We start from the raw sequence: 15,283 nt of genomic DNA, 5'->3' as shown, positions 1-15,283 counted from the left end.
CGGGGTCAGGCCGGCGTCACGGCAGGCGCTCGACCAGCTCGCGCACGGGGGTCAGCGCGCCGGTGTAGAACGGGATCTCCTCGCGCACGTGGCGCCGGGCGCCGGAGGCCCGCAGCTCGCGCATGAGGTCGACGATGCGACCGAGGTCGTCGGCCTCGAAGGCGAGGAGCCACTCGTAGTCGCCCAGGGCGAACGAGCTCACCGTGTTGGCGCGCACGTCGGGGTAGGGGCGGGCCATCTTGCCGTGCTCGACGAGCAGGGCGCGGCGCTCCTCGTCGGGCAGCAGGTACCACTCGTAGGACCGCACGAACGGGTAGACGCACACGTGCTTCTTGACCGACTCGTCGGCGAGGAACGCCGGCACGTGGCTGCGGTTGAACTCGGCCGGACGGTGGAGGGCCATCTGCGACCAGACGGGCTCGAGCCGGCTGCCGAACGCCGTGCGCCGGAAGCGGTTGTAGGCCGCCTGGAGCTGCTCCGACGTCTCCGCGTGCCACCACACCATGAGGTCGGCGTCGGCGCGGAGGCCGCTGACGTCGTAGACGCCGCGCACCACGACGTCGTCGCCCGCGAGGTCGGCGAACAGCTTCTCGACCTCCTTCGCCTCACGACGCCGCTTCGCGTCGGGGCCGAGCACGCGCGCGAGGCGGAACACCGACCACATCGTGTAGCGCGACATCTCGTTGATCTCGCGCAGCTTGGCCGCGTTCGTCTTGACGTGCTCCTGCGGGTCGGCCGACGTCGCGGCAGCCGTGGTCGCGGTCGTCTCCGTGGTGGTCTCGGCGGGCTCGGTGCTCATGCCCGTCATTCTCGCGCAGCGGTCCCGGCGCCGCTCCGGGGGCTCGGTCCGCGGAGGCTCAGGCCGGGTCGAGGCCCAGCGCCGCGACCGCGAGGTCCGCGGAGGCCACCACCGCGGGGATGCCGACGCCGTCGTACGACGCGCCCGCGACCGCGAGGCCCGGGACGCCCGCGACGGCGGTGCGCACGCGTCGTACCCGGTCGGTGTGGCCCAGGGCGTACTGCGGGAGGCCGTCCGGCCAGCGCTGCACGTGGTGGGCGACGGGCTCCGCCTCGAGACCGACAGCGGCGGCGAGCTCGGCGAGCGAGCCGGCCACGAGCTCGGCGTCGGGGCGCGCGGCGTCCGTGTCGCCCGCCCGTCCGATGGACGTGCGCAGGAACCGCAGCCCGGCCTCCTCGCCCGCCGCGGCGACCCAGTCCCACTTGGCCCAGGAGAAGGTCGACGCCTTGATCCTCCGGCCCTCCACCGGCGGCACGAGGAAGCCGGAGCCCTCCGCGCGGGACGCCGCGACGTCCGCGCTGCGGAAGGCGAAGGTGACGACGGCGACCGAGGCCGCGGTGAACGAGCGCAGCCCCGCGGCCGCCGCGGGCGCGACCTCCGCCAGCAGGTCGGCCGACGGCCCGGCGGGGGTCGCCACGACGACGGCGTCCGCGCGCAGGTCCTCCGCACCGGGACCACCGGCGGCCGTCACGACGAAGCCGTCGTCGTCCCGCCGGAGACCGGTGGCCCGCGTCCCGGTGCGCACGGTGCCCCCGGCGGCCACCACGGCGGCGGCGAGCGCGGCCGGGAGCCGGCCCATGCCGCCCGGGATGCCGGCGAAGACGGGCGCGTCGTAGGTGCGCGGCAGGGCTGCGGCCTGCTCGAGGATCGACCCCCGGGCGGCCATGGTGAGCAGCTGCGGCATCGCGGCCCGGGCGGAGATGCGCCGCGCGTGCCCGGCGTAGACCCCGCCGAGCAGCGGCTCCACCAGCAGGTCGGTCACCGCCGGACCGAACCGACGGTCGACGAGGTCGCCGATGGTGATGTCCTCCCCCGTCTCGACGGCCTCGGCGGGCAGGCTCGGCTCGGCGGCGACGCGCGCGAGGTCGGCGGCGTCGAGCAGGCCGGAGGCCCGCAGCTCCTCGAGGTCGCTGGGCACCCCCATGAGGCTGCGGGGCAGCGGTCGCAGGGCGCCGCGGCTCCAGATGCGCGAGGAGGCGAGGGCGGGGTGCACGACCTCGAGCCCCACGTCCCGCGCCAGTGCGACGCCCTCCGGGCGCCGGTTGAGCATGGCCTCCGCGCCGACGTCGACGGTGGTGCCGGCCACCTCCGCGGTGCGCAGCTTGCCCCCGACCCGGTCGTCCGCCTCGAGCACCGTGACGCGGTGGCCCGCGCCGGAGAGCCGGTACGCCGCGGCCAGCCCCGCGATGCCGCCGCCGACCACCACCACGTGCGTGCTGCGCCCGTCGACCGTCATGCCGACCAGCCTGCCAGAGCCCGGCTCCGGCCGAGCCCTGGCCCGGCCCCGACCCGGTCCGCGCTCAGACGAGGGCGCTGAACCCGCTCCGGTGGAACACCAGCGGACCCGGGACGACGGCGTCCGCGGGCGCCAGGGTGGGGTCGACGTGCTCGACCGCGTGGAGGCGCAGCAGCACGATCGTGTGGTCGCCCGCGACGACCTCGTCGTAGATCGTGCAGTCGAAGCTGGCCAGGCCGTCGGCGAGCGTCACCGCGCCCGCGTCGGTGACCGTGACGTCCACCCCGTCGAAGCGCGACGCGACCGGCCCGGCGAGCTGGCGGCACACCGCGCCGTGGTGCTCGGCCAGGATGGTCACGCCCAGGTGCCGGGCGCGGCGGAGGTCGGGCCAGGTCTTCGAGCCGTTGGCGATGGAGAAGGACACCAGCGGCGGTTCCAGGCTCACCGAGGTGAACGAGCTGGCGGCGAGACCGACCAGCGCACCGTCGACCTCGGCGGCGACGGCGACGACCCCGCTGGGGAACACGCCGAACGCCTGGCGCAGGCGCGCGGGGTCGAGGTCCTGGTTGGTGGCGAACGGGGCGAGGAGGGGCGTGAGGCTCACTGGGCCGACACCTCCCGCGCGCGGCCGGCGGCCGGGGATGCCGGAGATGCCGGGGACGCCGCGCCGAACGGCACCGACGACAGGACGGGACGGGCACCGAGCGGGTTCGTCCAGAGCCCCCGCCGCTCCAGCACGGGCAGCACGCCCTCGCCGAACCAGTAGGCACCCTCGAGGTGCGGGTAGGCCGAGAGCACGAACTCGTCGATGCCGACGGCGCGGTACTCCTCGATCCGGTCCGCGATCTCCTCGTAGGAGCCCACGAGGGCCGTGCCCGCACCGCCCCGCACGAGGCCCACGCCCGCCCAGAGGTTCGGTGAGATCTCGAGGCCGTCCTTGGTGCCGCGGTTGAGGTCGAGCATCCGCTGCTGGCCCACCGACTCGCTGCGCCGGAGCCCGGCCTGCACCTGGGCGATCGTCTCCTCGTCGATGCCCGCGAGCAGGCGGTCGGCCTCGGCCCAGGCCTCCTCCGCGGTGTCGCGCGGGATCACGTGGAGCCGGATGCCGAACCGGACCTCGCGACCCCGGCGGTCGGCCAGCTCCCGGATCCAGCGGATCTTCTCGGCGACCGCAGCGGGCGGCTCGCCCCAGGTCAGGTAGACGTCGGCGTGCTCCGCCGCGACCTCGCCGGCCGCGGGCGAGGACCCGCCGAAATAGATGCGGGGGGTGACCTCGGGAACGGACGCGAGGCTCGCCTCCTCGACCCGCAGGTGCTTGCCCTGGTAGGTCACCGTCTCCCCCGCCCACAGGCGACGCACGACCTCGAGGAACTCCCCACCGCGGGCGTAGCGGCCCTCCTTGTCGAGGAAGTCGCCGTAGGCACGCTGCTCCCGGCTCTCGCCGCCGGTGACGACGTTGAGCAGGAGCCGGCCACCGGTGAGGTTCTGGTAGGTCGCGGCCATCTGCGCCGCGAGCGTCGGCGACGTCAGCCCGGGGCGGAAGGCCACGAGGAACTTCAGCCGCTCGGTCACGGGCGCGAGCATCGCGGTCGTGATCCACGCGTCCTCGCACCAGGCGCCGGTCGGCGTCAACGCGGCCTCGAAGCCGAGCTGCTCCGCGCTCCGCGCGACCTGGCCCAGGTAGGCCACCGAGGCCGGCCGGCCCCCGCCGACCACGTCGGCGCCGTGGCCGCCGCCGACGACGTGACGTCCGTCGCCGCCGTTGGTGGGCAGGAACCAGTGGAACTTCAACGACATGGTGCTTCCTCAGATCTGGCCGTGGTTCGGGGGCAGGGTTCCGTCGACGGCGTGGCGGCCCAGGTGCTGGACCTTCCACGCGGCCGGGTCGTGCAGGGTGTGGGTGCGCGCGTTGCGCCAGTGCCGGTCGAGGTTGAGCCGGGCCAGCGCCGACCGGGTCCCGGCCACCTCGAACAGCCGTGTGCCGGCCTCGAGCGACGCGGCGGTGGACGACGCCCGCGCGGCCGCGACCGCGAGGCTGGCGGTGCCCGCCGAGACCGCGGTGAGGTCGGCCTCCGCGGCCTCGACCGCGATGGCCGCCTCGCGCAGCAGCGCCTCCGCCGACCGCACGGCGAGCTCCACCTCGCCGAACGCGTGGACGACGAGGGGGTCCTCGGCGGCCCGCTCGACGCCTGCGTCGGGGTACGGGCGGCTCGTCGTGGTCACGAAGGCCGCCGCGTCGCCGACCGCGGCCCGCGCGATCCCGGTGTCGATGGCGGCGTGCAGGAGCTGCGCGAACGCGCCGTACACCTGGGGACCGTCGAAGGTGAGGTGCCAGGGCGTCACGTGCGCGTCGGGGACGCGGACGCCCTCGAGCCGCACGGTCCCGGACGCGGTCGTGCGCTGGCCGAGGCCGTCCCAGTCGTCGACGACGCTGACGCCCGCGGCCTCGCGCTCGACCCACGCGACGTGCAGCGGTCCGGCCGTGCCGTCCTCGCCCACCCCCCGGTGGGCGAGGACGGGGATCCAGTCGGCGAAGAGGGCGCCGGTGGCATAGCCCTTCTCCCCGTCGAGGCGCCATCCCCCGCCCTCGGCGGCGGGCACCGCGGTCAACGCCGTGCGGAACTCCCGCACGTGCCGCGTGCCGACCTCGGACTGCGCGTTGCCGAAGCGGCGTCCCGCCAGCACCTCGCCGAAGAAGAACGACCGCTGCGCGTCGGAGGCGGCGTGCCGCAGCGCGTTCACGTAGACGAAGTGGCTGTGCGGGATCTGGGCGACATTGGGGTCGCCCGTCGCCAGGAGGCGGGTGACCTCCGCCGCCGCCACCGCACCGAGCCCCGGTCCGCCGAAGACGGTCGGGACGGTGATCCCCTGCAGCCCGCTCGCCGCGAGGCGGTCGAGCGGCTCGGCCGGGAGCACCCGCTCGGCGTCGCGCTCGGCCGCCCCCGCGGCCAGGTACGACGCGAGCTCGGCCGCCACCTCGACCGCCTGGTCGGCGTCGAGGACGGGCGGTCGGTGTCCCTCGGGCAGGGAGGAGAACGGTGCGGTGCCGGCGGCGGTCACGGCTCAGCCCACCCGCTCCAGCTCGGCGGCCTCGAGCTCCCGGACGAGCGGCAGGATGCGCTCGCCGAAGTACTGGACGTCCTCGTGGTAGTGCAGGAAGCCCAGGAGGAGCAGGTTCGCGCCCTGCCGCTTGTAGGTGAGGATCCGCTCGGCGACCTGCTCCGGCGTGCCGACGAGACCCGTGCGGAACCCGTCGTTGTACTGCACCAGGTCGGCGAACTCGGAGTCCTGCCACATGCCCTTGCCGTCGCCCGTCGAGCGGCCGGCCTGCTTGACGGCCTCGCCGAACCCCTCGACGGCCTCGCGGTCCGCCTTGTCGATGATCTCGCGGAGCACGTCGCGGGCCTCGGCCTCGGTGTCGCGGGCCACGACGAACCCGTTGACGCCGAACTTCACCGTACGCCCGTGGACGTGCGCCACCTCCGAGACGTCGCGGACCTGCTCCGCGATGCCCTCGGGCGTGTTGCCGTTCGCGAAGTACCAGTCGGCGACCCGACCCGCCTGGCCGCGGGCGGCCGTCGAGTTGCCCCCCTGGAAGATCTCCGGGTGGGGCCGGCCCGGCAGGTCCAGCGGCTTCGGCTTCAGGTCCACGTCGTGGAGCCGGTAGAAGTCGCCCCGCAGCTCGGCGTGGTCGCTCGTCCAGATCTCGCGCAGGTAGCGGATGAACTCCTCGCTCCGCCGGTAGCGCTCGCCGTGCTCCAGCCACGGCTCGCCCAGCTTGGTGAACTCGTCCTTGAACCAGCCCGACACCACGTTGGTGGCGATCCGCCCGCCCGTGAGGTGGTCCGCGGTCGTCAGCCACTTCGCCAGCACCCCGGGCTGCCACAGGCCCGGGTGGACCGCCGCGATCACCGTGAGGCGCTCGGTGGCCAGGGCGAGGGCCAGGCTGAGGCTCGTGGACTCGTGCTGGTACGCCGCGCCGTACGACGCGAGATAGCGCACCTGGCTCAGGGCGTAGTCGAACCCGTTGTCCTCGGCCAGGCGGGCGAGGGTCTTGTTGTAGTCGTAGGACCAGTCGGTGCGCTGCTCGATCGTGCTGACCACGAGGCCGCCCGAGACGTTGGGCACCCAGTAGGCGAACTTCAGCGGCTCGGCGTGCGCCCGGCGCACCGCCTCCGCGTGGACGTCGGTCATGAGACCTCCTCACGTACGTGGTCGATGAACTCGACCGTAATAGTTGACTTTGCGCGGACCACGGTGGTCCCGCGATGTGGACGCCTGTTCCGTCCATCGGACACCAGGGAGGTCACCCGACCGCCTCCGCGACCGGCACCGCCCGCGGCGTCCAGTCGGCCCGGTCGCGCTCGGTGCGGCCGATCGCCCACGCGTAGGGCGGCGGGGTGCCGTTGACCTCCGCGTCGCCCACGACGCGCGCCTTGAGGATGCGGGGGTTGTGCGACGCGACCGTGCGCGCGTTGCGCCAGTGCCGGTCGAGCCCCTTGTCCTGCGCGGTTCCCGAGGCGCCCAGCGCGTCGAACAGGTCGGAGGTGGCCCGCAGCACCAGGTCGGTGACGACGACCTGGGCGGCCGACGACTCCAGCTCGGCGGCCTCGGCGCGCGCTGCCGCCTCGGCCGCCCCGAGGGTCGCCGCCTCGTGGGCCGCGTCGAGCGCGTCCGCCACCCGCAGCGTGACGGCCTCCGCGGCGTACACCGCCGACGCGATCTCGCCGACCCGCGCCAGCACCTGCGCGTCGTCGCGGACGCGCGGGGCGTTCGCGTGCGAGTAGGTGCGCTCGCGCCCGCGGACGTGGCGCACCACGTCCGACAGCGCCGCCCGACCGATGCCGGCGAGCGTCGCCAGGAGGTTCAGCTGGTAGAGCGCGGTCTGGTAGGGGAACCGCTCCTCGAAGGGCAGCACGTCGGACGCCGCGACCCGGGCGTCGACGAAGACCGCCGTGCCCGAGCCCGTACCGACCTGGCCGAAGCCGTTCCAGTCGTCGTGCACGGAGACGCCGGCCTGGTCCGTCTCGACGACGGCGATCGCGAACCCGCCGACCTCGTCCCCGCGGCGCACGTAGACGTCCGCCCACTCGGCGAAGATCGTGCCGGTCGTGTAGTACTTCGTGCCGTCGAGGCGGAACTGCCCGTCCCCCGCCGGGCGCAGCACCGTGCCCTGCGTGTCGATGGCGGTCGCCCCGACCTCCGACCACGCGTTGCCCGCGATCTGGCCACGGACGAACCGGTCGAACCAGACCTCCTGCCCACCGCGCCGGGCGTGGTGCCACAGCCGGTCCTCCGCGAAGGCGAAGTGGCCGCGGAGCACCTGGGCGAGGTTGTTGTCGGCCGCGGCGAGGTCGATCCAGAGCTGGGTCAGTTCGGCCAGCGAGGCCCCGGCGCCCCCGTGCTCCCGGGGCACGCGGACGGCACCGAAGCCGGCTCGCTTGAGCAGCTCGACCTCCTCGACGGGCAGGCGGCGGTCGAGCTCACGCTCGAGGGCACCGGCGGCGATGGTGGCGAGGACGGGCGCGAACCGGGCGCGCAGCTCCTCCAAGCCCGGCGAGCGCCGGGTGCGATCGAGGGTCATGTCCGGCTCCTCACGTGTACCAGGTCGGCTCGGGCAGCTCGTCGAGCAGCACGTAGCGACCGACCTCGGCGCGCTTGTGCGCCACCGGGTCGTGCAGCGAGTGCGTGCGGACGTTGCGCCAGAAGATGTCGAGGCCGACGTGGTTCGCGCTGGCACGGGCGCCGGTGACCTCGAAGACCTTGGTGCCGATCTCGAGACCGACGTCGATCGCGACCTGCTTGGACGCCGCGATGACGACAGCCGCCTCCCCGCGCTCCTCCGGCGTGACGCTGTCGGCGTGGGCGTTGATCCGCTCCAGGTGCTCCGCCGCACGGTCGGCCAGCGCCTCGGCCGCCCAGAGCTTGGCGGTCAGGTCGCCGTAGGTCTCCTGCACGTGGAACTCGTCGACCGCCCGCTCCTTCACGTCCTTCGCGTAGGGCCACGCCCGCGTCGTCCCCCGGGTGTACGTCGCGGCCGTGCGCAGTGCGCCCTGGGCGATGCCCAGGTAGAGGTTCGTGAAGATCACCTGAATGATCGGCACGTTGAGCGTGTTGTAGACCCGCGGCACGAACTCGTGGCCGGTCGCGGTCGCGACGTACCCGGCCGCCGAGGCCCAGTCGACGCGCACGTCGTCGATCTCCACGGAACCGGACTCCGTGAGTCGCTGGCCGAGGTTGTCCCAGTCCCCCGCGAACCGCAGGCCCGGCTGGTCGGTCGGGACGATCGCGAAGACGTGCTGGTCGGTGCCCTCGATGACGCCCTCGAGCACGGTCACGTCCGAGACCCGGCCGCCGGTCGAGAACGACTTGCGCCCGTTGAACGACAGCTGCTGGCCGTCCGGACCGTCGACGAGCCGGATGACGAGATCGTCGTCCCGCGGGTTGACCGCGCCCCCGAAGAACCACTCCTGCTCGCCCGCCGCCTGCTCGACGGCGGCGACCTGCTCCGGGGTGCCGACGAGGCGGGCTGCCCAGGCCCACAGGTAGTGGTACCCGAGCAGCTGCCCGATGGAGCCGTCGCCCGCGGAGACCGCGCGCACCACGTGCAGGGCCGTGCTCCAGGTCTGACCGGCTCCGCCGTGCGCGGCCGGGGCGAGCAGGGTGACCAGGCCGGACTGCTTCAGCAGCCGCACCTCGTCGTGCGGCGTCGCGCCGCGACGGTCGCGGTCGACGGCATCGAGGGACAGGCGGTTGGCCACGGCGTGGGCGCGCTCGATCCAACCGGCCGCAGTCGTGGGCGCAGGCCCCCACTCCGGGGCACGCGTCACGTCCGCCGGGGCGGCGGACGAGGTGGGGAGGGACATGGTTGCTCCTTCGGGTCGGTACGGCGGGGGAACGAGCCCTCCGCCCTGCAATGTCGATTAACTTAAATGACTTTGCGAGGTCGCTCGTGCCGTCCCACATCGCGGAAGTGGTTGCGGAACCGCTCGGAGCCCTCCGGCGTCGAAGCCGCATGAACCGCACCGGAACCCTCCTCGCCCTCGCCCTCACCACGACGGTCGCCCTGACCGCCTGCAGCAGCAGCGACGGTGGCGACAGCGCCGCCCGCAGCGACGAGGGAGCCTCGAGCGCCGAGCGCCTCGAGGACCGCTCGGGGAGCGCGGAGTCACCACAGGCGGCTCCCTCGGAGGGCGCCGACGAGGGCGCCGGCGGGTCGAGCGGGTCCGCCGAGGGGGCCCCACCACCGGCGACCCCCGCCCCCGACCCGTCGACGGTGATCGCCACGGGCACGATCGACCTCGTCGCCGACGACGTGGCCGAGACCCGGCGCGACGTCCAGCGGCTCGCCGACGAGACCGGCGGCCGCGTGGCGAGCGAGGAGACCACGACCGACCGCGACGGCGTCATGGACGGCAGCCGCCTCGAGCTCCAGGTGCCGAGCGCGACCTTCGACGACACCATGGCCGCCGTCGAGGACGTGGCCGCGACCGCGTCGAGCACGCGGTCCCTCGAGGACGTGGGGACGGAGATCGTGGACACCGAGGCGCGGATCCGCGCCCAGGAGCAGAGCCTGACCCGCATCGAGGCGCTGCTCGCCGAGGCGGAGGACCTCACCGAGCTCGTGGCGATCGAGAGCGAGCTGACCTCGCGGCAGGCCGCGCTGGACAGCCTGACCTCCCAGCTCGACTACCTGCAGGACGCCACGTCGTATTCCACCATCACCGTCTACGTGGAGCGGACCGACGAGGCCGCGGTCGACGAGGCGGACGACGACGAGGACCGCGGGGGGTTCCTCGGCGGGCTCGCGGACGGCTGGGACGGCCTGAGCGGCACGCTCGGTGCACTCGCGGTCGCCCTCGGCCTGCTGCTCCCGTGGGTGCTGCTGCTCGCCGCGATCAGCCTGCCGCTCGCGTGGGGACTCCGCCGCCTGCGCCGCCGCCGCGCGACCGCGGTCACCACGGGCACCGACCGACCCGGCCCGGACCTGCCCGCGCACCCCGGTCGCCCCTGAGCCCGCCGTCCGTCGCGTTCGCGAGTGGAGCGATCTCCGGCGGGCCCCCAAGAGGCTTGGACAGAACCGGCACCAGCGCCGCACCCCCGTCGCCCTGATCCGGCCCGATTCCACGCGATTCGACTCAGAACAGGCTCAGCGAGGCCGCACCGCGCTGGTGCGACGCGAACGGCGCCGTGCGCGACCGATCACGAGGCGCGGTCGAGGTGCCGGTTCTGTCCAAGCCCAGCTCGGCCTCCCGGGGTCCCTCGAGGTCGAGGTGCCGGTTCTGTCCAAGCCCAGCTCGGCCTCCCGGGGTCCCTCGAGGTCGCGGCGCACGCCGCCACGCGTCGCACCGGAGGGTCGCCCGGACCCGCGTGACGCCTGCTCAGGGGGCGCGGTGCGCCAGGTCGTTGCGCAGGGCGGCCTCGACGGCGCCGGCGATGCTGGACGGGTCGTCGCCGGCGTGGGTCACGACCACCACGGTGGCGCCTGCACCGCCGGCCCCACCGGGATCCCCGCGCCGGTCGCCGAAGAGCTCGACGACCTTGGTCATGGCGACGTCGAACTCGGCGACCGGGTCCTCGGCGAGACCACGGAGCCACCGGCGGAGCACGACGTTGTGGGCGGTGATGACGCTGCCCGCCATCAGCTCGGCCCGCAGCTCGTCGCCCATCCAGGTGCGGATGTACTCGCGGAACGCCCGCTGGTACTGCTGCATCCCGGCGATCTCCCGCTCGCGCAGGCTCGGCACCGACCGCGTGAGGTCGTAGCGCCGCTGCGCCAGCTCGCCCTCGTTGAGGTAGTGCTTGAGCACGAGCCGCGACGCCTCGAAGACGGCGACGAGGCTGTGCCGCTCGGAGGCGGCGTCCAGCCGTCCCCGCACCTGCTCGAGCAGCTCGTCGTGGTGGGGGAAGATCACCTCCTCCTTCGACCGGAACGCCCGGAAGAAGGTGGTGCGCCCGACGCCGGCGCGCTCGGCGATCGCGTCCACGGTGGTGCCGTCGTACCCCTGCTCGTCGAAGAGCTCGAAGGCCGCCTGCTGGAGGCGCTCCCGCACCGTCGGCCGCGGCCGCCCGCCCTCGCTCGTCGCCATGGTCCGCATCCTAGGCACGTGTACGCCGGACCACGTGTACGGTACTCAGTACCGTACTGAGAAGGAGGACCAGGGTGAACCACACCAGTGCCACCAACGTCGGCGTCGTGGGCTGCGGGCTCATGGGCGCGGGCATCGCCGAGGTCGCCGCCCGCAGCGGGCACGACGTCGTCGTCGTCGAGTCGGACGAGGCGCGCGCGAGCGCCGGCCGCGACCGCCTGGAGGCGTCGCTCCGTCGCGCCGAGAGCAAGGGCAAGATCCCGAGCGCCGACGACGTGCTCGCCCGCATCCGGGTCGTCACCGTCATGGACGAGCTCGCCGACCGGGACCTCGTGGTGGAGGCGATCGTCGAGGACGAGGCCGCCAAGACGGCGTTGTTCCGCCAGCTCGACACCATCGTGACGTCGCCCGACGCGATCCTGGCCTCCAACACCTCGTCGATCCCGATCATGAAGCTCGCGGTCGTCACCTCGCGCCCGACCCACGTGCTCGGCATCCACTTCTTCAACCCGGTGCCGGTGCTCAAGCTCGTCGAGATCGTGCCCAGCCTCCTCACCGACCGCGACACCGTCGCCCGCTCGCGCACCTTCGTCGAGGGCCTCGGCAAGGAGCCCATCGACTGCCAGGACCGCGCCGGCTTCGTCGTCAACGCGCTCCTCATCCCCTTCATCCTCTCGGCCATCCGCATGTTCGAGTCCGGGTTCGCGACGGCGGAGGACATCGACCGCGGCCTCGTGCTGGGCGCCGCCCACCCACAGGGCCCGCTCGCCCTGGCCGACCTCATCGGTCTCGACACCACCAAGGCGGTCGCGGAGTCGCTCTACGAGGAGTTCAAGGAGCAGCTCTACGCTCCGCCGCCGCTGCTCGCCCGCATGGTCGAGGCTGGCCTGCTCGGCCGCAAGACCGGGCGCGGCTTCTACACCTACGACAAGTGAGGGGCTGACGATGAGCCGGTTCGACCTGTTCCGCACCAGCGAGGACCACGAGGAGCTGCGCGCCGCCGTGCGCGACGTGGTCGAGGCCAAGGTCGCGCCCCACGCCGCCGCCGTCGACGAGGAGGCGCGCTACCCGCAGGAAGCGCACGACGCCCTGGTCGCCGCGGACTTCCACGCACCGCACGTGGGCGAGAAGTACGACGGGGTCGGGGCGGACGCCCTCGCGACGTGCATCGTGATCGAGGAGGTCGCCCGCGCCTGCGTCTCGTCCTCCCTCATCCCGGCGGTCAACAAGCTCGGCTCGATGCCGCTCGTCCTGGGCGGTTCGGACGAGCTGAAGGAGCGGTACCTGCCTCCGCTCGCGCGTGGCGAGGGCTTCTTCTCGTACGGGCTGTCCGAGCGCGACGCCGGCTCCGACACGGCGTCGATGAAGACCCGCGCGCGGCCCGACGGCGACGACTACGTGCTGTCCGGCCAGAAGTCCTGGATCACCAACGCCGGCGTCTCGGAGTTCTACACGGTGCTCGCCGTGACCGACCCCGACGCGCCGCGCGGCAAGGGCATCAGCGCCTTCGTCGTGGAAAAGGGCGACGCGGGCTTCACGTTCGGCGAGAAGGAGAAGAAGCTCGGGATCAAGGGCTCCCCCACCCGCGAGCTGCTCTTCGACGACGTGCGCATCCCCGGCGACCGGATGATCGGCGAGCCGGGCACGGGGCTCCAGCTCGCCCTCCGCACGCTCGACCACACCCGCGTGACCATCGGTGCCCAGGCCGTCGGCCTGGCGCAGGGGGCGCTCGACTTCGCGGTCGGCTACGTCAAGGAGCGGAGCCAGTTCGGCAAGCACATCGCCGACTTCCAGGGCATCCAGTTCATGCTCGCCGACATGGCGATGGAGCTCGAGGCGGCCCGCCAGATGGTGTACGTGGCGGCCGCCAAGTCGGAGCGGGAGGACGCCGACCTCTCCTTCTTCGGCGCCGCCGCGAAGTGCTTCGCCTCCGACGTGGCGATGAAGGTGACGACGGACGCCGTGCAGCTGCTCGGCGGCTACGGCTACACGAGCGACTTCCCCGTCGAGCGCATGATGCGCGACGCCAAGATCACCCAGATCTACGAGGGCACCAACCAGGTGCAGCGCGTCGTCATGGCGCGTCAGCTGCTCACCCGCTGACGCTCGCCGCCCGACGCGACGACGCCCGCCCCGCTGCAGCAACGGGGCGGGCGTCGGTGCGTCGCAGCTCGCTCGTCAGTCGATGACGGCGGGCCCGGTGTGGTCGTCGTCGAGCCAGTCGTCCTCACGCCCGAGGAACGAGCGCGGGTCGTCCTCGTCGCGGTCGCGGCGGCGTCCCCCGGTGCCGCGGCCGGCCGTCGCCCCGCCACCGGTCGCACCGCGACCACCGGCACCACCGGCACCACCGCGGCCACCGGCGCCACCCCGGCCACCGGCACCGCCCCGGCCACCGGCACCGCCGCGGCCGTTGGCCCCCGCTCCGGCCATGCCGCGTCCGGCGGTGGCGCCGCCACCGCGGGCGCCGCCGGCCCCCTGGCCGCCGCCCGCCACGAACGGACGGCTCGACCCGGCTGCGGAACCGCTGCCCCCGAGCAGACCACCGCCCCGCATCGCGGCGGACAGGCCGGCACCGGCCGCCACGCCGCCCGCGACGGCACTGCCCGCGAGGCCACCACCGCCGCCCGCTCCGACGACGCCCGGAGAGGCTCCGCCGCCGAGGGCGGGCGGGACGCCGGGCCGGGCCTCGAGCAGGCCGTTCTCGCCGGGCCCACCAGGGCCGATGACGCCCGGACCGATCGGCTGGACCGGGGTCGTCGGCGTGGGCCAGCCCGGGTCGACGGGCGTCGGGCGCGTCTCGTCGGGGTCGCCCCCGGAGTCGTCGGGACGGTCGGGGTCGCGCGGCTCCCAGACGACCAGGTCGACCTCGCCGCGGTCACGGCCACCGGGGCGCGTGGGCCGGTTGATCCCGGGCCCGACGGGGCCGTTGCCGCCGCCCTCGTTGCCGGGGCCGGCGGGCGACTGCGCGTTGATCTTGGCGTACTCGTCCGCGGCGGTGTCCAGCTCCGTCTGGAGGCCCTGGTAGATCTGGCGACACTGCTCCTCGCGCGCCGCCACCTGGGCGGCGTGCTGGCTGGCCGCCTGGTGGTTCGACTGCTCGATCGCGGTGCGCTCCTCGGGCGTGGCGAGGGGCAGCGGGGTCTCCGGCGTCGGAGCGGACGGCACCGCGGAGACGGCGGCGAACTGCGTCCGCGCGGTCGAGAGCGCCCCGGCCGCGGCGGTCGCCGCGCCCTGGCCGATGGTCAGCCGGCCCGACCGGTAGCTCAGGGCCTGCTTCATCGAGGTCACCGAGGCGGCCATCGCCTGGCGGGTGTTCTCGCCGAGCGCCTCGTCGCCGAGCACGTCCTGCAGCGCCTGCTCCAGGCCCTCGCCCACCGTGGTCGCACCCTCGGCGCCGGTCTGCCACACGACGGGGTCGTCGTTGACCGCGACGTCGTCCACGCCCGTGAGCGCCTGGACGAGGCGCGTCTCCCAGTAGCCCGCGCTCATGCCAGCATCGCCCGCAGGCTGCCGCCGGCCCCCGCGACCGCGGCGGCGACGGCGCGCACGGTCGCCTCGGCGTACTCGTCCGTGAGCCGCAGCTCGGCGGCCGCCTGGTCGAAGGCCTCGATGAGCCCCTCGATCTGGCCGAGGTCGCGCTGGATGGCGGTGCCCTGCGTGGAGACGGCGCCGGTGCGCTGCGTCGCCACCCGGGCCGCGGCCGGGGAGCCGCCGAAGCTGATGCTCGGCAGCGTCCCGACGCTCAGGAGCTCCACCTGGCCCTGCTGGCTCATGCTGAGCAGCAGGTTGCGGATGCGCTGGATCGAAGCCTCGTCCAGCGTCGTGACGTTTCCCATGACGTCTCGCCCTTCCCGAAGAGTGCGGCGCCCCCCGTAAGGCGCCGCGAGGGGTTGTATCCGTACCGCCGGGCGGGTAAACCGGCGGGCTCGACCCGATGCC

Annotated in this window: 14 protein-coding genes; 3 read left to right on the top strand and 11 right to left on the bottom strand. The window is 74.1% G+C overall.

Features of this window, described 5'->3' with window-relative positions; genetic code table 11:
* Positions 1-16: 16 nt before the first annotated feature.
* The 8 genes from hemQ to G3T38_RS11370 all read right to left on the bottom strand — a co-directional run bounded on the left by hemQ (position 17) and on the right by G3T38_RS11370 (position 9,121).
* Positions 17-799, bottom strand: a complete 783-nt coding sequence (gene hemQ / locus G3T38_RS11405; protein WP_163772434.1) for a hydrogen peroxide-dependent heme synthase — start codon at positions 797-799, stop codon at positions 17-19.
* 58 nt (positions 800-857) lie between these two features.
* Complete coding sequence (gene hemG, locus G3T38_RS11400; protein WP_163772433.1) at positions 858-2,255, bottom strand: protoporphyrinogen oxidase; 1,398 nt, start codon at positions 2,253-2,255, stop codon at positions 858-860.
* 64 nt (positions 2,256-2,319) lie between these two features.
* On the bottom strand, positions 2,320-2,859 hold the full coding sequence (locus G3T38_RS11395; RefSeq protein WP_163772432.1) for a flavin reductase: 540 nt from the start codon (positions 2,857-2,859) through the stop codon (positions 2,320-2,322).
* The gene (locus G3T38_RS11390) at positions 2,856-4,052 is read right to left on the bottom strand and encodes an LLM class flavin-dependent oxidoreductase (protein WP_163772431.1); all 1,197 of its coding nucleotides are present in this window, start codon (positions 4,050-4,052) and stop codon (positions 2,856-2,858) included. The genes G3T38_RS11395 and G3T38_RS11390 overlap by 4 nt, the downstream gene beginning before the upstream one ends.
* Positions 4,053-4,061: 9 nt before the next feature.
* Positions 4,062-5,315, bottom strand: coding sequence for an SfnB family sulfur acquisition oxidoreductase (locus tag G3T38_RS11385; protein ID WP_338037600.1), 1,254 nt, complete (start codon positions 5,313-5,315; stop codon positions 4,062-4,064).
* Between the two features lie 3 nt (positions 5,316-5,318).
* On the bottom strand, positions 5,319-6,449 hold the full coding sequence (gene sfnG / locus G3T38_RS11380; RefSeq protein WP_163772430.1) for a dimethylsulfone monooxygenase SfnG: 1,131 nt from the start codon (positions 6,447-6,449) through the stop codon (positions 5,319-5,321).
* 112 nt (positions 6,450-6,561) lie between these two features.
* Positions 6,562-7,839, bottom strand: coding sequence for an acyl-CoA dehydrogenase family protein (locus tag G3T38_RS11375; RefSeq protein WP_163772429.1), 1,278 nt, complete (start codon positions 7,837-7,839; stop codon positions 6,562-6,564).
* Positions 7,840-7,849: 10 nt separating this feature from the next.
* A complete protein-coding gene (locus G3T38_RS11370) occupies positions 7,850-9,121 on the bottom strand; it encodes an acyl-CoA dehydrogenase family protein (RefSeq protein ID WP_163772428.1) in 1,272 nt (423 codons plus the stop codon).
* A gap of 149 nt (positions 9,122-9,270) precedes the next feature.
* Here G3T38_RS11370 and G3T38_RS11365 point away from each other — a divergent pair, with 149 nt between their 5' ends.
* The gene (locus G3T38_RS11365; protein ID WP_163772427.1) at positions 9,271-10,269 is read left to right on the top strand and encodes a DUF4349 domain-containing protein; all 999 of its coding nucleotides are present in this window, start codon (positions 9,271-9,273) and stop codon (positions 10,267-10,269) included.
* A gap of 367 nt (positions 10,270-10,636) precedes the next feature.
* On the opposite strand, the gene G3T38_RS11360 is transcribed toward G3T38_RS11365, so the two are convergent.
* The gene (locus tag G3T38_RS11360; protein ID WP_163772426.1) at positions 10,637-11,344 is read right to left on the bottom strand and encodes a TetR/AcrR family transcriptional regulator; all 708 of its coding nucleotides are present in this window, start codon (positions 11,342-11,344) and stop codon (positions 10,637-10,639) included.
* Between the two features lie 74 nt (positions 11,345-11,418).
* Between G3T38_RS11360 and G3T38_RS11355 the strand changes: the two genes are divergently transcribed.
* Both G3T38_RS11355 and G3T38_RS11350 read left to right on the top strand, forming a co-directional pair.
* Positions 11,419-12,279 carry a 3-hydroxybutyryl-CoA dehydrogenase gene (locus tag G3T38_RS11355; protein WP_338037599.1) on the top strand — a complete coding sequence of 287 codons (861 nt, stop codon included), beginning with the start codon at positions 11,419-11,421 and terminating at the stop codon, positions 12,277-12,279.
* Between the two features lie 10 nt (positions 12,280-12,289).
* The gene (locus G3T38_RS11350) at positions 12,290-13,447 is read left to right on the top strand and encodes an acyl-CoA dehydrogenase family protein (protein ID WP_163772425.1); all 1,158 of its coding nucleotides are present in this window, start codon (positions 12,290-12,292) and stop codon (positions 13,445-13,447) included.
* A 75-nt stretch (positions 13,448-13,522) separates the two neighbouring features.
* On the opposite strand, the gene G3T38_RS11345 is transcribed toward G3T38_RS11350, so the two are convergent.
* Complete coding sequence (locus tag G3T38_RS11345; RefSeq protein ID WP_163772362.1) at positions 13,523-14,833, bottom strand: hypothetical protein; 1,311 nt, start codon at positions 14,831-14,833, stop codon at positions 13,523-13,525.
* A complete protein-coding gene (locus tag G3T38_RS11340) occupies positions 14,830-15,180 on the bottom strand; it encodes a hypothetical protein (RefSeq protein WP_163772424.1) in 351 nt (116 codons plus the stop codon). Before G3T38_RS11340 ends, G3T38_RS11345 begins: the two co-directional genes overlap by 4 nt.
* Positions 15,181-15,283 lie beyond the last annotated feature (103 nt).

The organism is Nocardioides zeae, from assembly GCF_010686755.1.
Lineage (GTDB): Bacteria > Actinomycetota > Actinomycetes > Propionibacteriales > Nocardioidaceae > Nocardioides > Nocardioides zeae.
This window is presented reverse-complemented; position numbering and strand designations above follow the sequence as displayed.